This window comes from Brucella sp. NBRC 12950 (genome assembly GCF_030268145.1).
Classification (GTDB): domain Bacteria; phylum Pseudomonadota; class Alphaproteobacteria; order Rhizobiales; family Rhizobiaceae; genus Brucella.
Genome location: NZ_BSQC01000009.1, coordinates 84774 through 108815, shown reverse-complemented (window position 1 = coordinate 108815; position 24042 = coordinate 84774). Strand labels below are relative to the sequence as shown.

The following is a 24042-nucleotide window of genomic DNA, read 5'->3' as shown; positions in this document are numbered from 1 at the left end:
ATCCTCTTAAACCGTTTGGTCGGATACACTATCGCGGAACTCTTTTTGCGTTAATCGATCTATCGGCTCGAATGATCTGGAACAAGTCCCGCGGCGCGCGTGTTTTTCTCAATGGCGGCTACGTTCCTTGATGTCCTCGACCATCACGGGGGCATCGAAGTAGTAACCCGCGCCCCGTTCTGTCTTGATGTATTTGGGTGAGGACGCGTCTGACTCGAGCTTGCGACGCAGTCTCAGGATCAAAACGTCGATGCTTCTGTCGTATATCTCTTGATCATATATTCGCGAAGCAACAAGCAATTGTTCACGAGATAGGATTTGCTGCGGGGATTTGAGAAAGGCCAACAGCAAATTGAACTCTGCGGACGTGAGTTTTAATTCGTTAGCATCGCCGCCGCGAACTTTCCTATGCTTTGTGTTGACGCGCCACTCATCGAAAGAGAAAATTTTCCCGACTGCATTCGTTTTGCGTTCAGGGCGTTCTCTCAGAGCGACGCGGACGCGCGCGAGAAATTCTCTCATGCCGAATGGCTTCGTGATGTAATCCATAGCACCGAGTTCAAGCCCGACAACCTTGTCTATCTCGTTCATGCGGTCGCCGCTGATAATGATCGTCGGGACCTCTCGTTTGGCGTGCAGCTTTCTAACTAGTTCAAGTCCATCCTCTCGACCAAGATTAAGGTCGACAATTACCAAGTCTGGATCGTTCCTCATCATATGACGCATGAGCTCGACGCCATTTTCAAATGCTTTGATGTCGAACGCGTGTTGAGAAAGATACTCCACCAGCATATTTCTAATCGATGGGTCGTCGTCGACGAGAAGTATGTTCTGCATGCTCACAGTGAACCTCCAAGGGCTGATCTTCAACGAATTACCAATTGGATACGTGCTCAATGGCTTCCCGACAACATACATATCAAGCATGGTATGATGGCAGAAAGTTATACAGCATAATTATAATAAAGATTACAATAAGTTGACCCTGTCCAGGGAGACACGCCACGTCGACATCCTATGTAGCTTAATCGCTAGGGGGCTCTTTTTCGGAGAACCGCGCTAGAGCGCAAACTGGCCACAACTCCGGTCCATCTGCGAACCTATCCTAGGAATGTTGTGGCTTTAAGAAATTTTTTGGCTGCAAAACCTGGTTGGAAAATATTCGCCATCAAACGAGAGAAAAGCCGGGAATTTAAGGTTTTTGTACGTTTTCTCTAACCTCATACTTGACGCGTCAGTACTGGTATAATGCACGTTAGATTTCCAAAAGGTTATAATTATTACATTTGCAATCACTGTAAATGTTGACTTATTTGGCTTATAGATCATCTTAGTGAGGCAAGCATTTGACTTAGAAATTAGAAACTAAAATTATTTATTACTTTAGGGAAAGCGATTATGTTTGGAAAGGATGGTGACAATTCTTATCAAAGATTAAAACGAAACGTATTTTTCATGAATTTTCTATTTTCAACTGTGTTCTCGGCATGCACTTTTGTTGCGAACGCAGCAGTATTTGAACAGAAAATAGATGGAGAGATAGTTGCTATGACTGACGGCGCATCTGCGGATGCGCCGTCAGGAAAAGACAGCTTGGCAGTGGAATCGTCTAGGCGCCAGATATCGTTAACGAGTGTCGTGATGGCCACCGAAGGCAGAGAATACAACTCCAGAACAACACTTAAGGACGATATTACATCAAGTGCACAAGCAAAACCGCGACCAATGACGCGCTCATTGTCGATGGAACAGATTAAATACCACCAACTAGCCGTGGAAGTCGCGGCTGCGAAGTATTCGGGTCAATCCGATGTCGTCCGCCGCCAGATGGACAGACAAACATTCGTCGCGCTTTTTACGGCTATGATACAACGCGAAAGCAATTTCGATCCGCGGGCAATTTCCCGCGCTGGGGCCAAGGGGTTAGGGCAGTTGATGCCTGGAACAGCTAAGGATCTGGGGGTATGCGACGTATTCGTCGCCCGAGACAATCTAGAGGGCGCGGTAAGCTACTTCACTGAGATGTTCGATAGGTTTGGTTCCCCCGAGTTGGCGTTGGCCGCCTACAACGCGGGGCCAGGTGCCGTGATGCAGCATAACGGCGTTCCACCTTATCGCGAAACACAGCAGTATATCGCTGATATTATTCACCACGCGCAACGGTCAACCGAGATTCCGGAACTCCTTGCTGCCATGAATTTCCAACCCGCACCATACCAGACCAGTTTGCAGGATGTTTCGGCAAAAAATACATCGATCCGCCTCCGTAAGCATAAATGCAAAACAGAAGTGTAAAATCTTATGCAAGGATGAATTAAAATGAGAGCTTTCAACAAAGAAAATAGTATAAAAATGTTCTGCTTTATTTTCATAGTTGTTGTTTTTTCACTGGTGACAGTTTCTCTGAGTTTGGCTGGAGAATACGATTGGATTGCCACTTTTATCGATGTAACCGCTAAAGTTATTACAGACCCTTTGGGTATTGCATGTTCAGGATTGGTAGTCTTGGCGTTGGTCGCCTACAACGCAGGGCCAGGTGCTGCAATGTATAACATGGGCGTTCCACCCTATCCCGAAAAACGGCGTTACTTCGGCGATACTATGCACCAGGCACAAAGGTCGACCGCGATTCCGGAATTCGTTGCTGCCATGAATTTCCATCCCGCAACATACAAGGCCACCGGGAAAGATGTTTCGGCCGAAAATCTATCGAGCAACATAAATGATAATAAAAGCGAAACTGAATCATAAAAATTGAAGCAAGGATGAATAAAATGAGTTTTTTTAGTAAAGAGAATAATAGAAAATTATTCAGCTTTATTTTCATGGTTGTTGGTTTGTCACTGGTGACTGTTTCTCCAAGCCTAGCTCAGGAATTCGGCGGGATTACCACCTTTATTGACGGTATCGTTAGAGCACTTACAGGTCCTTTAGGTATTGCTTGTGCGGCGTTGGCAGTCATCGCAATCGGGTTCGTGTTCATGACGGGCAGAATGGATTGGACTTTCGCAATCTCTGTCATCATCGGAATCGCCATCGTATTCGGCGGTGCGAGCTTCGTGTCGGGCCTAACCGCGAACTGAAGATTGGTTCCGGTCGCCAGAGTTTCCGGCCGGGCTTTCTTCTCCCGCATTTAGTTTTCCCGTTTGCGAGAGGATAAAACACTATGAATCATACACCACTCTTCATAGGTCTGACTCGAGAAGTAACCTTTGCAGGTCTGCCGGTCATGTACCTTGTTGTTCTCGTTGGTATGACGATGCTCGGCTTCATCATCACACAATCTTTTGTCTACTTTCTTTCGATGGGAGGCTTTGGCTACGTGGCTTTGCGGGGGCTTGCGGCATACGATCCAAAAATCATCGGGGTATTTATCGCTACTGTTCAACAAACGCGGATGCATCCTGGCGTCTTTAATGGCGAAGGAGTCGTGTATCGTGCTTGAAGCGCCTGCAACTTTCTCGACCAAACGCGTCATGGACCGCCGGGTCAAACGATCCGAGGCCTTAGTTAGCAGCTTACCATATCTCAGCTTGATCAATGATAACACGATCATGCTGCGTAACGGCGAGCTGATGGCGTCATTTATCGTGGACGGCATCAATGCTGATACAGTGGACCATCGGCACACAAATGATCTTAGTCAAGCATTTTCCCGATTCATCGCCCAACAGGGCGGTGACGTCGGATACTACGTGCATCGCATATCAATGGAAACGCAACCTGAGATGAGCGAAGTTCAAGGCCATCCCTTCAATGTGGAAGTCGACAGGCGATGGCGTGAATTTCTACAAAGCGATGGTCTGCGTGACCGCGTGACAATGATTTCGATGGTCATCCGTCCGCCACGAAAGATCACAAAAGTCATGTCGCTGTTCAACGGGAAAGACACCTATAGTCGCGAAGAGGTCGCAATCCGCGCCGCAAGACTGGATCAGATGATCAACACCTTCATGGTTGGAATTAGCGAGGCAAAGCCAACCAGAATGTCGGTAAGTAGCGGGCGATGGTTGGGCCTCCTACGCACTATAGTCGACGGGTCCGTGGGCCGTTTGGTGCCTGGTCCGAAATTTCTGCCTGTCGCAGATCGGCTCGCATCTTGCGAAGTTACATTCAAGGGTAAAGTGTTCCAGATAGAGTCCTTCAATGCGGCATCGAAGCGATACTGCACGATAATATCGGTAAAAGATTACCCCAACGAAACCTATCCGGGCATCTTTGATCGTCTGAATCTGCCTTTCGACACTGTTGTTAGTCAAAGCTTTACTCCAATTGATCCCATCAGCGCTCAAGCAAAAATATCGCGAGTCCGCAAACAAATGCTCGCTGCGGAAGATGCTGCAGTATCCCTAATGGCGCAGCTGGAAGATGCCGAAGATGATGTAGCGTCTGGGCGAGTGGTATTTGGCGAACACCATTGCAGCATTTCGCTGTTTTGTGAGAGTCTGGAAGAGCTTGATCAGTCCATGACCTATATCACCCGCGCCATGCAGGATGCCGGCGCAACTATCGTCCGCGAAGGCTTTTCCGCACGCGCTGTTTACTTCGCGCAACATCCAGGAAATTTCGCGTATAGAACGCGGCCAGCGATGATTTCCTCGGAAAACTTTGCGCAGCTTTGCGCATTGCATGGCCATCCCAAGGGCAATCTTTCAGAGCGCTGTCCATGGGGCGATGCAATTACGATTGTGCCGACAGCGCGTGGCGAGACGTTTCGTTTCAGCTTTCATCTGGCTGGTAAGCGCGATCAGCGCACAGTAGGTCATTCGCTGATACTTGGGCAGACGGGTTCGGGCAAAACTCTTTCGACAGCCTTTTTGATTAGTCAGTCACATCGACTGAATGCTCGCGTCATTATCTTCGATAAAGACAATGGTTTTGAAATGGCTGTCCGGGCGATGGGAGGAAATTACTCCTCTGTGCGAATGGGTGTTGATACAGGCTTCAATCCAATGCGGGCGGAGGCAGATTCGCGCGGTGCAGCATGGCTCGCCGACTGGCTGACAGCACTAGCAGAACATGATGGGGGACGGCTCAATGCAATCCAGATACAGGCGTTAACTGATGCCGTGAATGCAAACACTGGCGCAGATCATCGATTGCAAAACTTTGAGCAGTTCCGTAGCCAGCTCAGAGCGACTGACGATGAGGGTGATCTCTATAACCGCCTCGGTCGCTGGGACGATATGGGTCAGTTTGGGTGGTTGTTTGGTGGAAAGGATGTCGACCCTCTTAGCTTTGGCAGCGACATAACGGCATTCGATCTCACCGAAATCTTCGACAACGACATTTTGCGTACAGCTTGGCTAAGTTACGTGTTTCGGCGGATCGAACGGCTCGTTGAGGATGAAACGCCTACGCTTCTAATCATGGATGAAGCATGGAAGCTGCTCGACGATCCCTATTTTGAGGCACGTCTCAAAGACTGGATGTTGACGATGCGAAAGAAAAACGTGGCCGTCGTGCTCCTCACGCAACGCGTTTCACATATCAAGAACAGCCGGGCTGGGGATGCAATCCTCGAAAGCGCCGTGACACGAATGGTCTACCCGAGTTCCTACAATACAGATAAAGAACTGGAACCACTCAATCTGACGCCCACTGAAGTGGCTTTTCTCCAGACAAGTAACATCGACAATCACCTGGTGCTATTTAAGTCAGGGCGAGACAGCGTGGTCTTAGACTTCGATTTGTCGGGTATCGGTAAATGCTTGGAAATACTTGGAGGCGGACGCGGAGATAGAGCTCCCGCGGGGTGGCGAGACCGACCGAATTTTCAAATGGAGTTATTGGAATGAAGCCTGGTGTTTTGATTTTTCTCATTGCGATGACCGTGATCAGTGCGTGTCAGTCAGTCCCCAAAGAGCGCAAGAACAACTGCGCGTGCCTCTGGGAAGTGCCCACTGGCTTGGATAACCCAACAATTGGAGTAATCACATGAATAAAACCTTGAAGATATTGTTTATGGCAACCACGCTGTCGCTGCCAATGTCTTTCGCATTCAGTCAGGGCCTGTCGCAGCAAATCCCTGAGCCCACAATAGGCACCGTTCCGAGTGGTCCTTCTGATGCGCAGAGCACGCATGACGAAGTCAGTATCGAGCAATTGCTGAAGCTGGTCGACCTGACCCGAACCGTTGGTGGGAGTCTCTCCGATTTGTATCAAAAAGTTGTCAATCAAACGACAGCATTGGAAAAGATCCAAAATGCTCAGTTGGGAAGGAAGGATGTGCCACTACATGATAGCGAGGACGAACTACGAGCACGCGGTGGCGGTCCAGGGCTACGAGAGATGGCGCAAGGCGCACTCGACGGAAACCTCGTCGCGCCCGACGGCGTTAAGCAAGCACTTGATAATTTTCGCCCAGATTTCGATCTCGACAAAGCATTTGCATTGAAAGACGACAAGTCACGGAGTCTCGCGTTTGCCGCTCAGACCACAGCTCAAGGCGCCATAGCATCCGCAACAGCCGAGGAAAGTTACAAGCGAGCCAACTCTAGCATGGCGCGTCTTGAGAATTACATTCTAGCCTTGCAAGACAGCAATGATCTGAAAACGAGCGTTGATCTTAACACTCGCGTTATGATCGAGGTGGCACAGCAGATCAACGAGAGCTTGAGAACTGACGCAGCAATTGCATCCGTAGCGGGCGCATATTTGATGACGTTGGGGGGCGAGGCGGGCCAAGAGGGGATCCTCGAAGGCCTCAAGAACTTTAATAGGTAGTTGTCATGGGTCTCATTTCGGAACTGGCCACTACTATCAACGATTCTATGATAGTTTATATTCAAACTGTCTTTACAGCTGCCACATCACCTCTCTTGGATTTGCTTCGATCCGTGGGAATAGTTGGTCTTTTATATATCGGCTTGAACCATATACTGCAGTTTCAAACTATAAGTTTATCGACTTATTTATTTTGGGTTCTACGTTACCTGATGATTGTCGCGTTCTTGACGATATGGGCTAACTTCAAAGGGGTTTATGATGTCTTTGTAGGTATTCCTGACGGTTATTCGGCGATACTAATATCGGCAATACGCGAAACGATGCCAATCACAGTGGACGGCGGATATCTAATTGATCCATCCGTCATAAAAGATACCTATACCGGAATGGACGAATTCGGCAATGCAATCGTCAACATCGCCTACGAGTTCCTACGCGATCTTTCTCTATTCAATATTGGGAAATCCATTCGGAACATTTTTCTCGGTATATTGATCCTGATAATCGGCGGTGGATTCATAGCGGCCTGCGCGATCACAGTTATCGTCGCGAAGGTCGGATTTGCTGTCGCGGTCAGTTTGGCTCCGCTCGCTATCGTCATGCTCATGTTAGAGCAGACACGTTCGTATTTCCAAAGCTGGATGCAGTTAGCTGTCAGCTTCCTTGTTTTGCCACTTCTTACATCTGCTTTGATGTCGATCATCCTCTACCTTGCCAGCCAGGTCCTTATCAATGTTGATGCGGAGAACACGCATCAGATAAAGTATTTTGGGTTCATTCTGATCATGCTGTCTGCGCTGTACTTGTTGTTCAAGTTGCCCATGATGGCAGGAACATTAGCTTCGACCAGTGTCGCGGCCGCCGGTGCCAGCACCTTAAAAGCGGGAGCCATGATGGCGGGAGGCCTGGGCATGAGTATGGCTGCCGGCAGCTATGGGTTGGCAAAGTCCGGAACGAAGAAACTGTACGGTGCGGCTCAACGCGTCCGTGACGCCGTTGATGTGGGGCGCACTGCTCGCAAGGGCGGCGCATCAAAGTCGCGTACGGCATGGGCCATGTTGAATGGCATGCGCCAGAGTGCCGTCGCACGTCAAGATCGACGGGACCGTCGGCTTGCGGGCCGGCTTGGAGACGGTAACCAGTCGCCGCGGAGGACGCGTGCAGAGCGCGGCGGAGGTGAAGCTGGCTCAAACGGTACGTCTAGCGGGGGCGAAAAGCGGTCAACCGGGTCGCAGAGCACCGATGCGTGGGAGAATAGCCCTGATAGAAAGCGGGGAACATCGTCGTCATCCACGTCCGACTCCTCCTCGAGTTCATCGCAGTCGTCAGCCTCTTCATCGAATTCGGATAAGGGTCAGTCATCTAGCAATCAGGCTCGTTCAGAACGACGTTCAAGTAAGAGTCCAAATACCAGCGCAAGCAAGGGAAATCACTCCACATCTGCTGCAGACGGCCCTGACGGACAAGGTCAGTCTTCCCGATCCAGTGCAGGAGAGCGTAAGCGAGAATCAGGATCGCCCCGTGACCGAGCAACGTCAACGGGTGCAAGCCCCGTTTCAAGTAACCGAAATCAAAGTTCAGCTCAAAGAACGGACAGCTACCAACCGCCGTCTTCGACAAAGCAGCGTTCCGAAGAAAGTCGTCGTCATGAAAAAAGCGAGACCAAAAACGGAGACGATGAAAAATGAACTTCGTATCGAAAATTAGGCTACCGGACATGTTTAATTTAAAATTCAAAAGAATCATGGAGACATCGAACCTTTCCTCCGGCGATCACGATGTTCAACATGCTTTCGAAGACGAATTGTTTTTTTCGCTTCGCGCACAACGCAACAATTGGGCCAAAATTTCAATCGGATCAATGCTTCTCGCCTTGCTTTCTATATGTTGCGTTCTGGTCATGCTGCCGTTCAGTGAGACGAAGCCTTACGTAATCATGGTCGATAAAACGACCGGCGAAGCGGAAAAGATTGTGCAAGTTCGCCCTGCATCGCTGGAACAGCAGGACGCGGTGCAGCAAGCTGAACTAGTGTCATACGTTGTTGATCGGGAAGTCTTTGATCCTGCTGACAACCGGGTTCGAATTCTTGACGTCATGGCACGTTCAAAAGGGAACGCTGCGGAAACTTTGGCACAGCTTTGGACTTCCGCATCGCCCCAGTATCCCCCGACAGTCTATGGGGATGATGTTCGAGTTCGCGTGGTGGTGAAATCCATCTCCATAAGCCCTTCCGCAAATCGACATGCCCCGGATCTCGCTAGAGTACGCATCACGAAAATCAGAGAAGAGAAAGGACGTGACACCGTAGAACGCCATTTTGTGGCAACGGTCGGTTTCACCTTCGCCCCTAAAGAAAATGAAAAGCTGGAGGCAGTTTGGAAGAACCCACTCGGTTTCTCAGTGGTGTCTTACAGAATGGACGCTGAAACGGGGAACCTCTGAATATTCTATTGGATTGGATTGGATAAAATGAATTTTAAATTTCTTTCTGTCTTTTTTTTACTTTTTCTGACTGCCAGCCCGGCGCTTGCCAAGCCGGCAATCCATATGAAACCGGACGGGCGTATCAAATATTATGCTTATAACGAAGATGCTGTTTACCGGTTGGATGTGCCATTGAAATCGGTCACCGCTTTGCAGTTTTCTTCAATGGAGGAAGTTCAGTCAATCATTATTGGTGATAGCGCGTCGTGGGAGATCGTGAAATTGAAATCAGGGAGTGTGGTGAGCGTGAAGCCTATCGGGCAGAACGCCGACACAAACATGACGATTTACACTGATCGTCACGTTTATTCCTTCGAGCTCCATTCAAGGCCAGAAGAGAAAAATAGTGTTTCCGGCGTTTTTCGCTCCGTCTTCACTTATCCAGGCGATGCAAAGCCTAAGTCTGTAGAGCACGAGCTAAAGATAACCAATAGGCGCTATCTGGTGTCCGGAGACGCTCCTTTCAAACCCGTGGAAGTGCATGACAATGGTCTTCAGACAACATTCGTTCTTCAGAAAGGCGCACCACGTCCGGCAGTTTTCAAGGTTGGTCCGAAGAAAACCGAAGAACTTATTAACTCACGTACCCGAGGTGACGCCATTGTTGTCGATGGGAAAAGCGAATTCTGGGTTCTGCGTATTGGTGATCAATTCGTCTGTATCGGACGCGACCGCGCAGTGACCAGTTCCGGCAATCTCGTCTTGGCGGGGAGATAATTTCATGGAAAAGAAGCAGATCATCTCGGACCTGAATAAAGAGCGGCTCCAGAACGTGGATGCCGAAGCTAATTCGGACCCGGATTCTGAGATTCGCGAAGAACTCGTGAACTCACGTCGCGCCCGGCAACATTCTGGCAGGTCCGGTGGAGCTAAAAACTCCCGTATCGTTACTGCTGCGGTCCTGCTCGGAACAAGCGTTGTTTTGATTGCAATTTTTATTGGACCACAGAAGCTCTTCAACTCAATGTTTGGAAAAGGGATTGAAACGCAACGAACTTCAAATGTGGATCTGAAGGTGGGTCAACGTCGTGATGACCAAGTCAGCCTCGACTTTTCCGTTCCCGCCAAAGCAATGCCAGAAGTTAAACAAGTCGATCCCAACGCTGAGTTGAACGAACGCTTCAAGGCACTGCAAGCCGAGATGGAGGCCATTCAGCGAAATAGACAACCATCCCTGTCGAATTCTGACATCCAGCGAATGATGAGCAAGTATAATGATGAACTCACCCGCAAGTTCGACGAGCAACGAGCCCAACTCCAAGAAGAAAACAGGCAATTACGGGAGGAGGCTTCCAAGTCTGCTGAAGCCCGAAAACGAGCGGAAGAAGCTGCAAAAGCAGCGGCTTTAGAGCAGAGAGAACGAGAAGCACTTGAAAAGACCAAGCGAGAATCAAATGCCGTGGTCGTTGATCAGGGCGGAGCGCCTGGTGCTGCATTTGCCAGCAGTGGTGGGGGAGAGAGTAACCGCGACGAGATGAGCAGAGACTCGCAGTTTCTCCAGACTGCAGCTACAACGTCTTATACGACAGCTGCTTCGCGACACCTTCCAGATACGTCCCGTACAGTTGTTCAAGGAACGATAATCTCTGCCGTCCTGGAAACAGCTATCGACACGCAGTTGCCTGGAAGCTTGCGTGCACAGATTACTGAACCGGTATTTTCTTTCGATGGGTCTCGAATATTGATGCCGCAAGGGACGATCGTGGTGGGCCAATTTAACAATGAGGTAAATCTGGAGCAAAGGCGCGTCCAAATTGCTTGGAACCGGGCGATCACGCCTGACGGAAAGTCGATTGATCTCGGATCCATAGGGACTGACAAGCTTGGACGATCGGGAACACTTGGAAATGTTGATAACCGCTATGCTAGAAAATTCAGCGCGGCGGTCCTGATCAGCAGCATATCTGCTATTCCAGCTGCTATTTCAACACAGGTGGAGCGGCGGAAAGAGCCAAGTGAGAATTCAACGATAATAAATGTCGGTTCTGGTAACAGTCGTGGAGGTGGGGACGATATCGGCAGTACGATTAGCAAATCGCTGGGAGACCAAGCAAAGGGAGCCCTTGAACAATACATGAACCTTCCTCCAATCATTCGAGTGCCTCAAGGGGAAGAGGTTCGAATCTTCGTCAATCGCGATTTGGTGTTCCGATGAGTGATGCCCAGTCCCTACGTGAGATTTCTTATGTTGAGCAGTATTTGAGCCCACTTCGAGAATATCTTGTCAATGACGCAGTAAACGAACTTGTCATCAATCCAAACGGCTCCATCTTCATCGAGGTTTCAGGTGGTGATCGGATGACCGAGATAGACGTCACTTTGCCTCCCCAAGCCATCAAACGTCTCGGTGCACAATTGGCCGGGGAAACGCGAAATACCCTTGGTGCGCTCAGCCCCATTGTTTCGGGGCGAGTCATGGTGTGGGGGAACCCCCAACGCGTACAAATCGTCGTTGAGCCAGCTGTGGAGCATGGAGTCTCGCTTTCGATCCGTAAATATATGACCAAAGCGCTAGCTAGCACCGAGATCGGGTTCGTTGATGGGAAACAAATTCGTGTCGATGACGAAAGACGCCAGCGGCAAGAAGCAATAGCCGAGATGGCTCGGTTAGGTGATCTTCAGGGGCTTTTTCGTAATGCCATTGAGCAGCATTTTAATATTCTGATCTCGGGAGGAACCTCCTCTGGCAAAACTACTGTGGCAAGATCACTTATTGAAATGATGCTGCCACATGAGCGGCTCATAACAATCGAAGATGCACAAGAGCTCTTCCCGCCACACCGAAATCAGGTCGGGCTGGTTACAGAGCGCAAGGAGAAGTCCGCGCGTTCGCCATCAAAGCTTCTGGAGAGCTGTCTACGTATGCGCCCGGATCGTATCATTCTTGGTGAGATACGCGGTGTTGAAGCCTACGATTTTTTAGAGGCCATCAATACCGGCCATCCTGGTGCGGTTACAACTATTCATGCTGACAGCCCCGCTTTGGCATTCGATCGCCTTGCCTTGATGGTCATGCGTTCGGGAATAAAAATGTCTCATGGTGAGGTGATTGCCTACGCAAAGCGTACGATTGACTTGGTCATTCAGGTTGGTAGGCGAGACGGTAAGCGAGGCGTACTCGAGGTTTACCTTCCGTCTACGGATGAAGACAAAAACGCTTAGAAATTTTAATATATTACAAATGAAACTCATCCTTGGAAAATAATAGTTGTTAATAAAAACAATATGACGATGATATATATCGTGAAATTGAATCAAAGCTAAAGAGAAAATCTATGGCAAAATTGGATATAATTGACCGAGACGATAAGTATTCTTTATCGTCAAGGAGAAAAGAAGATATTACCTCCAGAAATGATAACTCGTATACCAAGAATATAAGTAAAGAGGAAAGTTATCGTATTCAAGTGTTGCGAGCCCGTTTGGCGTACGAGGCGCTGGTGAATGCAAAATTGAAAGGCGAAGGATAGTCAAATGTCTGAAGAAGAAAATAAAGAAATGTTGGATGCCGGAGATTTGTCAGAAGACGAAGCGATGGCACGCGCCCTTCAGAAGGTGATGAGACTAGAAAGACGCGCTCAAGTTTCTGGGGATCTCAAACTCAAAGATACGAAGCGAATGCTGTTTGGCTACCCGCAAAACAATCCCAAACAGTATCTGAGGTTGAATGACTATGAGAAGGCGGCGAATTTAAAAGTAACGTTAGACGAAATAAAGAAACACGCAATCATCGTAAAGGTGGATGACCGGCCAGGAGGACGTTATGTGCCAGCATTCGATACGCAACGGTATGCGGTAGTCAAGGATAGGAACGGTAATATAGTTCCCGAACCTAAGTGGAACGCCTCGAAGGACGAAAAGGACCGCCATCAAAAGAAGAAATTCAAGTCGGATGCAGATTTGCGGCGCGAAATAGGTTTGCCTCAGGAAAAAGAAATGAAGCTCGAAAAAAAGCTAAATCCCGAGGAAAAGGGTTTCAGAGGTAAGGATGGGAAGTGGTACCCGAAGTACAAGCTTAGCGATCATCAAATGTTTTATGAGGACAAAGGAAGGAATCTCCGGCGCGAATACAGCTATAAAAATGAGCATAAAATAGCATCCGGGGAATGGGGTGCTGAAGTCTGGGCGCAGCGCAAAGATGGTTCAACGCAAGCCTATAGCTTTAAAGCAAACGATGATATCGACTCCCACAAGAAAGTCCTTAAGCACTTTGAGAAGCCAAATACCCAGATTGAAGAGGTCTATTACAAGTCATATCAAGGAAATTCCTTCATGTCCAAAACAGAAATGGATATGAAGCATATCTCACCGCAAGCGTTTATCAATGAATATACTAACAAACATCCTGGGCCGGAGGTGGCACTTAAGATTTCAAATGAGATGTTTGATGCTAAAGCAATTAATAGTGCTCCTCAGGGTGCCGTGCTGCAAGATTTTCTTCATGGACGGAAGCAGTTTGATGGAATTGAGGTGATGGTTAAGGGACGGGATGGTCAGATGCAGCATGCGCAGTATGTTGAAGCTGACGACCCCAAGCACTTCAAAAAAACTATGGAGAAACACGAGATAGATCCTAATACTTTTGCGCAAATGAACGGTAGGCCAAACGTCGACGTTCGTACCAAAACGCTCGAAAACGGGAAGGAGGTGCCTCTAGGTAGCAGTGCAGTGAAAGTCAGAGCTGAAAAAACCAATTCAGTTGACGATAGCAAAGCTGCAATTTGGTATTTCGATAAAGACCAGCAAACCTGGCGAGGTGTATCTACTACCGACACTGAAAGATTGAAAGAGCTCAGAAGCTTGCTCAAGGATGGTAGCGTCACGAAAGCTGACCTCCTGGTTGGGCGACAGGAGAAGAAGGGAAATCTAGATAAGGATGGTCGAGAAAATGGCCCCTTAAATGGGCATCTCAAGGCATTTAATGCTATCTCCGACGAAAAACTGCCCGCACAAGCCAAGCAGGTAATGGACATGATGCACGGGCGCAAAAGAATACCGGAAGAGGTGCAACAGACACACTCAAACGAAAACGAGGAAGGAACAATTGAACGCAAAGATGTGCGCTCGAACGCCGAAAGAGCCTATGCAAGTCCTGAAGCGTCGCCCGATAGAGAAACATTCGAACCTACATATGAACATCGAGATCGTAGTGCAGGGGTAGCACGCTAATATTTTGCTAATTAATTAAATCTTTTCGGTAGGAGAATTATTTTGAAGTATATTTATTTTGTTCCACTGTTCCTTTTGGCGAGCACATCGATTTCCAGTGCGGCGGATATTCCACAACCCCTCGAGCCTGTTCTGCCACCTTCAGTTTTTTCGGACGCGCCGCTATATTGGAAGGGGCCATACATTGGAGTTCTCGCAGGGTATGGCATCGCAAAAGGAGAGTTCGAGTTTTGCTGTTACAATTACACAGATAACTTTCCAGGTGGTCGCATTGGTGTTTTTGCCGGGTACAATTGGCAGTTAAATAATGGTGTCGTTGCGGGCATCGAAGCCGATATGGCACGCGAGTTCAACGGAATGACCGCGACAGCTTCCGAAGTTGGGACCGAATGGTCTAAGTCCATTCGCGTACGTGTCGGTAAAGAGCAAGGCAACGCTCTGGTATTCGTTGCCGCCGGTTGGACGCAGACCGACATCTATGAACGCGACTTTAATCAGGATAGGAAAGCAAGCGGATGGACAGTCGGCGCGGGTGTCGACTGGGCGGTCTCGCAACATATGTTTATTCGTACCGAATATCGCTACAACAATTTCGATCCTGTAGAACTGGCAGGTATCGAAACGGATCTTAGTCAGAGTGTGGTCAATATTGGCTTAGGTTTCCGGTTCTAAAGATTGATTGACAGCTTGGAACAAACAAAGTCGCCACAAATAAATGAATATGGGAGAATTTCAGAGAACTATTTCTTTTTCTCCGGATGACTAACTGGAAGATGCCACTCTCTGTTTCATAGAAATTTTAGGAGTTAGTGCACGCGGGCCGGTCGGCAATTATAACGAAGCCAGTTCAATAGAACTTGCTTCGTTTCTATATCTGGATAAACGAAATCGAGCGGCTCGCGCAGGAGCAACTCTTGGGCCGCCCTCCTTAATGCTTTGTGTCAAGCCTGCCTTCGACTCCCTAGAGATGCGGTACGAATTCCAGCGCTTGTGTCGCCCGTTCGCCGTCCTCCTTGCCTGAGAAAAGCGGTGTATGGGCGAGACAATCAACCAGGCCAACGGGCGTGGTTAATGCGCGCCAACCGTCCGTGGCACATGACCATCCGCATTCATCTCCGAAAGGCCGGTGGTTCTATCTGGGCCCGGTTTGCATGTCTGTTTTTGCAACATCTGTTCCGCCATTTCGAGGCCAAAGATAAGTGATATTATCAGCGTGTTTGAAATGCGGATTCTGATAGTAGATTGGAACGAAATCAACGTATTTTTGAACGACAGCGGCGGCAGGTGTGAAGACGGCATTTGCTGCCGGTAGAGAATTCTCAGGAAACGCCGCAGCCACAGTTCGCGACGAGAGCACAGTTCCGGCAGGCGTATCGAGCCCCATTCCCAAGTCCCTCTGCCTTTCCGTTGATATGACTTTGATCGCTGATGATCTCCTCAATGGAGTGCGTCTGCCTACTACAGGATGGGCATGTTTTTAGATCGTCGCCGATATCATAGTTACCGTGATCGTTTGGTTTTGGCAGTCTCGCTTCGAATTTTCAAAGCGGGGCGACACTCGATAGTTCATCATAGGTGTCACGTAGGATATGCCGGTAGCGGACGATTTGGCACGCAGTTACTCCACTATAAGCACCTTTGAGTTCGTCACTCGTAAATTTTGACCGGGTAAACACGCTCGCCGTGTTGACGGCACGCCTCATATCGCTCGCACCAGCTTTGAAGTGCTAAAAGTATAGGCTCGAGCGTCCGTCCAAGCGGTGTTATCCCGTACTCTGGTCCGTAGTGCCCGTCACATTCAGCTAGCCGCTCTACAAGACCAGCCCGTTCCACCTCTTCGAGCTGGCGATATAGAACTGATCGATCCGCGTTAGGTATGTCGGTATGAAGTTGATCCATTTTCATCGGGCCAACCAAAAGGTTCGACAGAATAACATACGTCCATTCACCAGATAGAACGTTCATTGACGATGAGAAGACTTCTAATACGGGCTCGTTACTTGATAACATATCGAAACATGCCATTGAAAAACTCCAAAAAATTCTTTGTGAGAATAATAGAAGTTTATGATTTTTCTACCGTTGTTTTGGTTACAGCCCGCTGATTGAGGTTTCATATGAAACTTGAATACTTGCATCGAGGTCTTGTCGATAGAGCAACAGTGCGGTTGTCAAATATAACGGGAGAATTCTTGGATTACTACTGTTTATATTGTAGAATTTGTGACGCCATTGTGCTGCGTACACCCGCGTGAACACTGCTTCTATGCCATCTACTGTGCCAGATGAGAGACGTCTGATAAGATGGTAAATCCGGTCCCCTCTTGGGTACGAACGTTTCGAGCCCAAAACGCGAGGCGAGAAACATCGCGGACGGCACAGGGAGGACGAGAATAGCGTCGGTGTCGAGAATCAGACGTGCTGCAGTGTGTATGTCTTGGACGGTGAAAGTTTCGCGTCCTTTAGGACGTAGAGCTTCGAGACCATCGTAAACCTCGCCGAAGCCGCTGTTGTATGTCGAACCAATTCGCAGCGACAGAAAGCGCCCCAATTCTTGGTAGGGGATATCACCTTTCGTCGCGACATGCCCTTTTTTGGCGAGGCACAATGAAGGAATTGGCGGCAATGCGCGGCAGAAAAAGCCGGGCGGCGTGTCATCTGCGGTGCCAACCGCTAAGTCTACTCCACCTTCTTCCATCTGATTTAGAACATTGGTGAGCTTCATTGTTGGCAAAAAGAGCGTACTCGGCGAAATTTGTCGAAAATAATTCGTAAGTTTGGGAGCTAGAAAGAACGCAATATGGTCGGGCAATGCAACGGTGAAGCGCTCAGGCTCAAGAACGCGTCTGCTAAAAACCCTTTCAACGCTTCCAATTGCCAACTCGACCTTAGAAGACAGATTCTCTGCGAGGGGCGTTAGCTCAAACGAACGGTTGGAGCGGACGAGCAACTCGTCCGCGAACAACTCACGGAGGCGAGTTAACGCTCTACTGGCGGCTGGCTGACTAATATTTAGCTCATTGCCTGCATGTGTAATATTCCGACAGCGTAACAGTGATTCCAAAACGACGAGCAGATTTAGGTCGACTCCACTCAAATTCCAACCTTCTAAACCTTCATCCGCACCGGATATAAATTTCACGACCATATATTATTGGCTCCGGCCGCTACGCAAAACGATCCATGTGATATTGGATTACTGACTACACTGTTGTGAGGCCAGTTCCAGGGATTAACTTAGCAAGTTAAAGCGCATGATCAAATTTTTAAATACGCAATTCGTAATTTTCAACCATCTCTATAACATTTTAACTAGCAGCTGATCCGCCCTCAACGCTTGAAGCACTATTTGCTGGATATTCGAGATCATTCGGAGCCGAAGACTCGCATTCGAACCGGTTGCCCAGGCAATGGAGATTTTATGTGGCGTTATTTCTACAGGGGGAACAAATGCTACAAAATTCTGTGTCCGGCTCAACCATCCCGCGATTGAACGCGGCACGGTCAGTTTCAGCTCTCGTTCAGAAACGAGAAGCGCAGCAGCTAGGATGTCCGGCATTTCCAGGATGTTAGATTTGCGCACACCATTCCGTTGTAGTGATTCATGAACCTGGGGAAACATGTGATTGCCGTTCTCCACGACAACAACATGCCGAGCCCCCAAAAATTCTTCATTCGTTGCTGGACGCTGCGTGATCTCCGAAGAGACTAATGTAACGAAGCTTTCTTTGAAGAAGAACTCAGACTCTATTCCCTCGACCATGTCGTCATGGAATATTCCCAAGGTCAAATCAGCGGTACGCATCCGTAGCTGTGCATAAGCTTCGTTTTCCGATTTATGACTGCCAAGGGTTACCGTCTCATTATCTTTTGCGGTGGAATTGAACAAGTAAGGCAGCACGATCGGCATAAGTTCACTGCTGACGCTCACCCGCATCTCGGCCTCACCCGTACGAGAAGTGATGACATCGCGAATGTGCCTCATTGCTGCGGGAACGGTTTGCTGGAGATATTCCCCGCGCGCTGTTAATTTCATACCCGTCGAGCTGCGAACGAGAATATCGTCACCTAAAACGTCTCTTAGCCGTGCCAAAGCGCGACTGACAGCTGGTTGGGTTTGGCCCAGACGATGAGCGGCATGCGTCACGTTTCGACATACAAGAAGCGCCTCGAGTGCTACCAAAAGATTCAGATCAATACCGGAAAGTTCCGATGCGCCACTGCGATTATTATCGTTTCGCAGCAAATCATTGTTCTTAACAGATGAATTGTTCTCCTCAGTGCTGCAATCAAAGCTCATACACTAGCTCTCCTCTTCTTTGACTGGATTTTTATTATTAATATTTTCCTTAACGAGGCGAGTATATTTCCCATTCGCTTGAATAAACAATTGTAACCAAACGAAAAAATCGTTAATTGTTGATTATTCAGGCGCAATTACAACTTCGCCTGTTGCTCTACCAATGCAAGTCAATATAAGTCCTTCAGACACATCTTCCGGCGACAGAACATGACCTTCTGCCATCTCAACCTTCCCTGATATTTTCCTCATTTTGCAAGCGCCACAGACGCCTGAACGACACGAGTGCTCGAGTTGGACACCGCAAGACTCAGCTGCCTCAAGAATAGATTGGTCATGCTCGACTATGAAACTCTCGCCGCCCTTGATTTTGACGCGTGATTGTCCACCCCTCGATAGGACTCCTTGCTTTTGCGCAGAGGCAGGCGGGGTGGCGACCGCACTGCCGCCGGCCGAACTTGACGTCGATGCTTTCAACCCAAGACCTGACGCTGGGGTTTGAACCTTCGGAATACTCGGTAACGCATCACAGACTGAAGGCTTCGCGGAACCAGCAGCGCTCACAGGATTGACGGCCGCGGGCAGAGCAGGGCCTGCTCCACCAAAGCTCTCATGGTGAAAGTGCTCCATTGGGAACTTGAGCGATGCGAAAAGGTTCTTGGCAGCCTGCATATATCCTGGCGGGCCACAGACGAATATCTCACGCTCAATGAAGTCGGGCGCATAACTTCGCATGAGTTCTTCGTTGAACGTACCTATCGGACCATGCCAAGGCTGCCCCGGATGCAAGCTGGAGGGCACGATTGCCAACCTCATTCGTGACCCAAACCGCGTGCTAAGGTATAAGAGTTCCTGATGGAAGATGATGTCGTTAGGGGTGCGTACGTTATTAATGAAAACGACGTCGGTTTTTTTCGATGTGTCGGCTAGCCATCTCAACATCGACATACAAGGTGTTATACCACTACCAGCTGCGAGAAATAGTATCTTTTCAGAAGGATGATTGGCGCAAGTGAATTTACCCGTCGGGCCGTTAACAATGCACTCGAACCCTTCAGTCATATTTTCATAGAGCCAGTTCGACATCCACCCCATCGGTACTTTCTTCACCGTAATCGAGAGTACGTTTGGTCGCGATGGTGATGATGAAATAGTGTAGCTGCGTCTCAACGTCTGACCAGGTAAGGGCACCTCGATTGTAACGAACTGGCCAGGCTTGTAGTCAAACAAGACCTGTTGTTCGGCAACGAAATTGTATGTCTTCGTGTCGTGTGTTTCAGCAATAACATCGACGCATCGAACTTTCGTCTTGCCTGGCGTCCAAGACCTGATGTCCCCCCGCGGCTCAGCCGCCAACGAAACGGGGGTCGGTATTTCAAGTGGCGTCTGTACTGTCCCCGAACCCGCCATTTCTATAAGATCCATTGCGGGTGCCGTCCGCACGGCGTCTAGGATGCTGGCAATATCTTGTCGGGCGAGTGACTTGGCCGCAGGTTCATTGCGCATGAACCTTACACCATAGATAGTACTCTCGAAGTGTTCGAGCAATTTGCTTAAATCTGATCTTAGGTTTTTGCTGCGGTCTTCTCCCAATTGCGGGACAACTTTATAAACGAGCTGTGCGATAATATCCGGGCTGGTCAGCATCTTTCCGTCTTCGTAACTTTCCCAATAATTACGATAATTTTCCCGAAGTTCGTTTGCGCCTGCTCGCAAATCTTCATTCTCGATCCAGTTTGTATCTTTCAGCAGATTTTGAAACCGCCTTACTTCTTGGGGGGTAATGGATTTATCCGCGTCGGCGATATGTACAAACATCGAAAATATAATCTGCGCGATCAGAAAAAGTGGATCATTATCTATGGAAGTAATTGTGTTCATATTATTTCCTGGATTCTTCAAATATTGATATATTACTACAGCTATCGCTTATTCAATACAGTGCTCTTTTGAAATCGATATTTCTTCTTTTTGAGGTTTTGTTTCGCTAAGTTGATCCGCTGCTACTGCCAGAACAATTGCAGATCGACTGTCCACTTCCACGGACAGCGGAGCGCACTCCGAAAATGCGAAGCAATCACCACCACCGAAAATCCTCCCACTTTGTTGGGACGCAGTGTCAGTCGAGTCCGATACTCGAATGGTGCCGTCGTAAATGAGCAGAGTGTCTAAGGTCGAACCATCTTTGACTAGTCGCTCGTTCTTTATACGGCGCATAGCAAATGTTCGCAAAGCCAAGTCTGCTAACACAGCGATCGGATAGTGTGAAAATTCTTCTTTCAAAGCAATCAGACCCAAACGGACAACAGGATTATTATTTATAACTTCGACTGCTTTCGGATTACACTCCCAGTCAACTTGGATCCTAGATGACATTTTGGAAGTCGAGCCAAAACAAACGACACTCTTCTTCTGAATAGGTATCGCCTCATCTTGAATCCTTTTTGAACCAAGAAAAAGAGGCTTTTCGTCTAATCTAACGAGAACAAAGCCCAGTTCCTCCGCACGCAAGGCGACATGATACTGGGCCACGCCGGTATTGGTCAGAACAATATCATTGCCTGGTGCGCTACCTATAGTGAAATAGTTTTTTACAGTCTCAGACTTGAAAGCGGGAGCGGCACCGTCTTTCGCGGCGATAGTAACTGACGCTGAGTACAATATGTCAGCGTCGATCACCTGGCCAATTGCAACATTCTCAGCAGTCAAGCGCAACATGGGGTGGAGTGATGAACTGCTACTCGATAGGATATCGCGTGCAGCAGATTTCGATATATCGACGTCAATATATTGGAACAGGGTCAATCCAATTGCTTTTCCTATGTCATCTTCCAGACCGAGGATTGTCGCAACGACAGAGTCAAGGTTCAAACTTTCCAGTATAGCGCGCCGGCGATTGTATCTCTGCGTCGGAAGCGTTTTCGATCCGCTGCTGTCAAATTCATAACGCCCATCAAGTAAGCCTAGAATTTCCGGCGAGAGTACGTCCTTCCAAGTCACTTCTACGTCCGTGGTCGGACTCATATTCAGGTATTTCGAGATATTGGTACTCGTTAGAGAAGCCAGGTCGGCGGCTTTTTCTGCAGCATCAGATCGCGCTTGGATTGAGATTAGCTGGTTTAGAACGGACAAGCACGACTCGTCCTTCAGCTCGTCAAGAGTACGCAGGAATATGCTCAACAAACTGTTGCCTATGCGGTCTGTAATTTCACCGCCTTCAAGGCAGTATTGCAACGCTGTAAACCGCACAAGTTCATCGAGGCCCTGTTCGACGGTATAATCGTTTGGGTCGTAGCCGGAGATTTCAGCTAGTGCGGCAGCGTGGTCGGTATCGCTGATCTGTAAGCTACGACGAAGAATTTCGATCGAAGATAGTATACTCTCGTCTTGCAGAACCTCAGCCACATTGGCTCCCGCGGCGAGCTTTGCGGAAATGATGGTCTCCAAAAAGCTCTTGTACTGCGCAATACCCATTGCCTTTTCTTCTGCGGAAAGACTTGCGGAGCCGGTCTCCCGGCTTTGCAAGAAACCCATTTGTTCAAGCAAATCATTGTGCTCTTCTTCGGAGATGCCCATTTCATTGCGCAGGTCCTCCAACAGCTGAACCACGGTGTTGTTTGACGTAGTGCCTTTCGTGACTTCTTCGTTCAAAACCTTTTGATAGGCCGCGATCTTTTGTTGTCTCGTAAAACTGGGTAAAATTTTTGCGAGAAGATTGACTTCAGTCCGATTAATGCGGCTGAGCTTCTTCATATCGAAAATTTCGCCTAAATCGGTGGCGTGCTTCTTCAGCTCTCTCAATAGGCTCACCACCAAGCCCTCTTTTTGATACCGACTTGGAGACTTGTGCAGCGTGAGCCACAGCCAGGTAGTCGTTAGACTCCAAATGACAATGTCCACGAATGTGATGCTGGTATGAGGTAGCAGAAGGATATTTGGACGCCCACCGAAGATATAAAACGCATTGATGGAAAGCCAAGCTGATACTGTTAGACAGTGGTGCACCAAGACTTCACTCGGCAAAGCGCTTCTACGTCTGGCGCGGCGATAAAGGAATTCGAAAGTACGTCCTATCGTCAACGAGGCAGCACACGCTGCGCTCAGGACAAGTGGCACAGCAAGAACCTTGGGAATAAAGATCTTCTCTCCGAATATGTATAAACCCGGAGACAATAGTGTCTCCAAGAGATCCGCCTCATGAGTCCAAATTCCTGAAAAATAATAATCCCAGCTACCTGAATACAGATAGTAATAACCGTAAAATCCAATAATTAAGCCGAAGAACATATAGTATACATTTCTTCTCGGCGTATCCATTACCCCGTTCCAATACGATCTTTGAAGATCAATATCTCCACAATTGGCCGTACAGGCGACGCAAGCACTTATTTCGTTGTTCTGAGTAGACTTGCGACACATGGATTGTGGAATAGAAGGCTTGCTCAGGTGAGGTCTGCTTTCTAGAATACCGCCTGGCTCTGTATAGATTTTTTGAACTACGTTCGCTGGACAGAAGAAATTGCACCACGTTTTGCCACCCCAAAGGAAGCCAGTCAACATTGCGGCACCGATCACGAAGAGCAATGCCGCTGCCAAGGCATATCTGTCGGAGTTGATGATCAACAGACGAGCGCAGATGCCTGTAAAGAGAAAGCCGAATTGAACATACCAGCTGTTTCGTGCCAGCCATCCGTTGCGGTCTATCAGCGGCTGGGTTTTTCGGATCAGCCCGGTACGGCGGCCTAATTCGCTGCGGAATCGTCGAATGCCTGCGTATCCAGGAAGTTGCGAGGCTAGCGACAATGGACAAACTCGCCTCCAGGCTTCGTGCCCGAATACCATTAGGAAAAGCGGCACGATGGGTACAAGCATGGTCCAAAAAATTCGGGCACCCATGGAGTATGGTGTATTATCTAGATGCCTATCCTGGAAAACAACCGTCTCATCTTTTATTCTGAATGGACTTTGAAGGTTGTCGGGGTCCGTTAGGACTGCCGAGAATGGGTCCCACAGGAGAGAGGCAATTAGTATAAGCCATCCAATGAGGAGGGCTCCCCGTACACTCAACATTTTTCGTTCAGATACAGTAGAGAACATAAAGTATTATCTTTCTATGGCCACCGCATAGACGGAACTTAAATAGTTAATGATTTCTGCAATTCGCATCTTTGGCGATGCAGGCACTTATTTTGCAGATTAGACGCATCACGGGGTTTTAAAATCGTCAATTAACGCATGCCACTATGCGCCCCATGCATGGTGAGTTCCGCAATTTTTGTGATTATTATAGTCGTAGAAACGCGCAGCTAGGCAATTCACGCGTATTTATGGAACACGTCTCGATCTTCGAGATACCGGG

19 protein-coding genes are annotated in these 24042 nt (G+C 48.5%); 13 read left to right on the top strand and 6 right to left on the bottom strand.

The window, feature by feature from the left end:
- Window positions 1-108 precede the first annotated feature (108 nt).
- On the bottom strand, window positions 109-837 hold the full coding sequence (locus tag QSJ70_RS16130; protein WP_215779670.1) for a response regulator: 729 nt from the start codon (window positions 835-837) through the stop codon (window positions 109-111).
- A 561-nt stretch (window positions 838-1398) separates the two neighbouring features.
- Here QSJ70_RS16130 and QSJ70_RS16125 point away from each other — a divergent pair.
- The 13 genes from QSJ70_RS16125 to QSJ70_RS16065 all read left to right on the top strand — a co-directional run bounded on the left by QSJ70_RS16125 (window position 1399) and on the right by QSJ70_RS16065 (window position 15055).
- The gene (locus tag QSJ70_RS16125) at window positions 1399-2295 is read left to right on the top strand and encodes a lytic transglycosylase domain-containing protein (protein ID WP_285537818.1); all 897 of its coding nucleotides are present in this window, start codon (window positions 1399-1401) and stop codon (window positions 2293-2295) included.
- 24 nt (window positions 2296-2319) lie between these two features.
- Window positions 2320-2751 carry a lysozyme family protein gene (locus QSJ70_RS16120; protein ID WP_285537816.1) on the top strand — a complete coding sequence of 144 codons (432 nt, stop codon included), beginning with the start codon at window positions 2320-2322 and terminating at the stop codon, window positions 2749-2751.
- 23 nt (window positions 2752-2774) lie between these two features.
- The gene (locus QSJ70_RS16115; RefSeq protein WP_215779667.1) at window positions 2775-3083 is read left to right on the top strand and encodes a TrbC/VirB2 family protein; all 309 of its coding nucleotides are present in this window, start codon (window positions 2775-2777) and stop codon (window positions 3081-3083) included.
- A gap of 83 nt (window positions 3084-3166) precedes the next feature.
- Window positions 3167-3445, top strand: coding sequence for a VirB3 family type IV secretion system protein (locus tag QSJ70_RS16110; RefSeq protein WP_215779666.1), 279 nt, complete (start codon window positions 3167-3169; stop codon window positions 3443-3445).
- A complete protein-coding gene (locus tag QSJ70_RS16105; RefSeq protein WP_285537812.1) occupies window positions 3417-5798 on the top strand; it encodes a VirB4 family type IV secretion/conjugal transfer ATPase in 2382 nt (793 codons plus the stop codon). Before QSJ70_RS16110 ends, QSJ70_RS16105 begins: the two co-directional genes overlap by 29 nt.
- Before the next feature lie 139 nt (window positions 5799-5937).
- Window positions 5938-6726 carry a type IV secretion system protein gene (locus QSJ70_RS16100; RefSeq protein ID WP_285537810.1) on the top strand — a complete coding sequence of 263 codons (789 nt, stop codon included), beginning with the start codon at window positions 5938-5940 and terminating at the stop codon, window positions 6724-6726.
- Between the two features lie 5 nt (window positions 6727-6731).
- Entirely contained in the window at window positions 6732-8417 is a 1686-nt protein-coding gene (locus tag QSJ70_RS16095) for a type IV secretion system protein (RefSeq protein WP_285537808.1), read from the top strand.
- Window positions 8414-9172, top strand: a complete 759-nt coding sequence (locus tag QSJ70_RS16090; protein WP_252349172.1) for a VirB8 family type IV secretion system protein — start codon at window positions 8414-8416, stop codon at window positions 9170-9172. Before QSJ70_RS16095 ends, QSJ70_RS16090 begins: the two co-directional genes overlap by 4 nt.
- Window positions 9173-9199: 27 nt before the next feature.
- Window positions 9200-9931 (top strand): TrbG/VirB9 family P-type conjugative transfer protein, encoded by a 732-nt coding sequence (locus tag QSJ70_RS16085; RefSeq protein WP_215779655.1) that lies wholly within the window; start codon window positions 9200-9202, stop codon window positions 9929-9931.
- A 4-nt stretch (window positions 9932-9935) separates the two neighbouring features.
- Window positions 9936-11369 carry a TraB/TrbI/VirB10 family type IV secretion system protein gene (locus QSJ70_RS16080; RefSeq protein WP_215779653.1) on the top strand — a complete coding sequence of 478 codons (1434 nt, stop codon included), beginning with the start codon at window positions 9936-9938 and terminating at the stop codon, window positions 11367-11369.
- Window positions 11366-12376 carry a P-type DNA transfer ATPase VirB11 gene (gene virB11, locus QSJ70_RS16075; RefSeq protein WP_285537804.1) on the top strand — a complete coding sequence of 337 codons (1011 nt, stop codon included), beginning with the start codon at window positions 11366-11368 and terminating at the stop codon, window positions 12374-12376. Before QSJ70_RS16080 ends, virB11 begins: the two co-directional genes overlap by 4 nt.
- A gap of 312 nt (window positions 12377-12688) precedes the next feature.
- The gene (locus tag QSJ70_RS16070; protein WP_285537802.1) at window positions 12689-14383 is read left to right on the top strand and encodes a hypothetical protein; all 1695 of its coding nucleotides are present in this window, start codon (window positions 12689-12691) and stop codon (window positions 14381-14383) included.
- A 42-nt stretch (window positions 14384-14425) separates the two neighbouring features.
- Window positions 14426-15055 (top strand): outer membrane protein, encoded by a 630-nt coding sequence (locus QSJ70_RS16065; RefSeq protein WP_285537800.1) that lies wholly within the window; start codon window positions 14426-14428, stop codon window positions 15053-15055.
- Window positions 15056-16030: 975 nt separating this feature from the next.
- Here QSJ70_RS16065 and QSJ70_RS27695 read toward each other — a convergent pair.
- The 5 genes from QSJ70_RS27695 to QSJ70_RS16045 all read right to left on the bottom strand — a co-directional run bounded on the left by QSJ70_RS27695 (window position 16031) and on the right by QSJ70_RS16045 (window position 23555).
- The gene (locus QSJ70_RS27695; protein WP_352231010.1) at window positions 16031-16348 is read right to left on the bottom strand and encodes a winged helix-turn-helix transcriptional regulator; all 318 of its coding nucleotides are present in this window, start codon (window positions 16346-16348) and stop codon (window positions 16031-16033) included.
- Between the two features lie 235 nt (window positions 16349-16583).
- Entirely contained in the window at window positions 16584-17531 is a 948-nt protein-coding gene (locus QSJ70_RS16060) for a LysR family transcriptional regulator (RefSeq protein ID WP_285537798.1), read from the bottom strand.
- 150 nt (window positions 17532-17681) lie between these two features.
- Complete coding sequence (locus tag QSJ70_RS16055; RefSeq protein ID WP_285537796.1) at window positions 17682-18683, bottom strand: LysR family transcriptional regulator; 1002 nt, start codon at window positions 18681-18683, stop codon at window positions 17682-17684.
- 123 nt (window positions 18684-18806) lie between these two features.
- The gene (locus tag QSJ70_RS16050; RefSeq protein ID WP_285537794.1) at window positions 18807-20564 is read right to left on the bottom strand and encodes an FAD-binding oxidoreductase; all 1758 of its coding nucleotides are present in this window, start codon (window positions 20562-20564) and stop codon (window positions 18807-18809) included.
- A 48-nt stretch (window positions 20565-20612) separates the two neighbouring features.
- Window positions 20613-23555 (bottom strand): FHA domain-containing protein, encoded by a 2943-nt coding sequence (locus QSJ70_RS16045; RefSeq protein ID WP_285537793.1) that lies wholly within the window; start codon window positions 23553-23555, stop codon window positions 20613-20615.
- Between the last annotated feature and the right edge of the window lie 487 nt (window positions 23556-24042).

Bases quoted from the DNA above. Each gene is read 5' to 3' on its own strand.
- QSJ70_RS16060 (WP_285537798.1), bottom strand. From the start codon at position 17,531: ATGGTCGTGAAATTTATATCCGGTGCGGATGAAGGTTTAGAAGGTTGG.
- QSJ70_RS16095 (WP_285537808.1), top strand. From the start codon at position 6,732: ATGGGTCTCATTTCGGAACTGGCCACTACTATCAACGATTCTATGATA.
- virB11 (WP_285537804.1), top strand. From the start codon at position 11,366: ATGAGTGATGCCCAGTCCCTACGTGAGATTTCTTATGTTGAGCAGTAT.
- QSJ70_RS16080 (WP_215779653.1), top strand. From the start codon at position 9,936: ATGGAAAAGAAGCAGATCATCTCGGACCTGAATAAAGAGCGGCTCCAG.
- QSJ70_RS16125 (WP_285537818.1), top strand. From the start codon at position 1,399: ATGTTTGGAAAGGATGGTGACAATTCTTATCAAAGATTAAAACGAAAC.
- QSJ70_RS16115 (WP_215779667.1), top strand. From the start codon at position 2,775: ATGAGTTTTTTTAGTAAAGAGAATAATAGAAAATTATTCAGCTTTATT.
- QSJ70_RS16070 (WP_285537802.1), top strand. From the start codon at position 12,689: ATGTCTGAAGAAGAAAATAAAGAAATGTTGGATGCCGGAGATTTGTCA.
- QSJ70_RS16090 (WP_252349172.1), top strand. From the start codon at position 8,414: ATGAACTTCGTATCGAAAATTAGGCTACCGGACATGTTTAATTTAAAA.
- QSJ70_RS16110 (WP_215779666.1), top strand. From the start codon at position 3,167: ATGAATCATACACCACTCTTCATAGGTCTGACTCGAGAAGTAACCTTT.
- QSJ70_RS16105 (WP_285537812.1), top strand. From the start codon at position 3,417: ATGGCGAAGGAGTCGTGTATCGTGCTTGAAGCGCCTGCAACTTTCTCG.
- QSJ70_RS16120 (WP_285537816.1), top strand. From the start codon at position 2,320: ATGAGAGCTTTCAACAAAGAAAATAGTATAAAAATGTTCTGCTTTATT.
- QSJ70_RS27695 (WP_352231010.1), bottom strand. From the start codon at position 16,348: ATGAACGTTCTATCTGGTGAATGGACGTATGTTATTCTGTCGAACCTT.
- QSJ70_RS16045 (WP_285537793.1), bottom strand. From the start codon at position 23,555: ATGCTTGTACCCATCGTGCCGCTTTTCCTAATGGTATTCGGGCACGAA.
- QSJ70_RS16055 (WP_285537796.1), bottom strand. From the start codon at position 18,683: ATGAGCTTTGATTGCAGCACTGAGGAGAACAATTCATCTGTTAAGAAC.
- QSJ70_RS16100 (WP_285537810.1), top strand. From the start codon at position 5,938: ATGAATAAAACCTTGAAGATATTGTTTATGGCAACCACGCTGTCGCTG.
- QSJ70_RS16085 (WP_215779655.1), top strand. From the start codon at position 9,200: ATGAATTTTAAATTTCTTTCTGTCTTTTTTTTACTTTTTCTGACTGCC.
- QSJ70_RS16050 (WP_285537794.1), bottom strand. From the start codon at position 20,564: ATGAACACAATTACTTCCATAGATAATGATCCACTTTTTCTGATCGCG.
- QSJ70_RS16130 (WP_215779670.1), bottom strand. From the start codon at position 837: ATGCAGAACATACTTCTCGTCGACGACGACCCATCGATTAGAAATATG.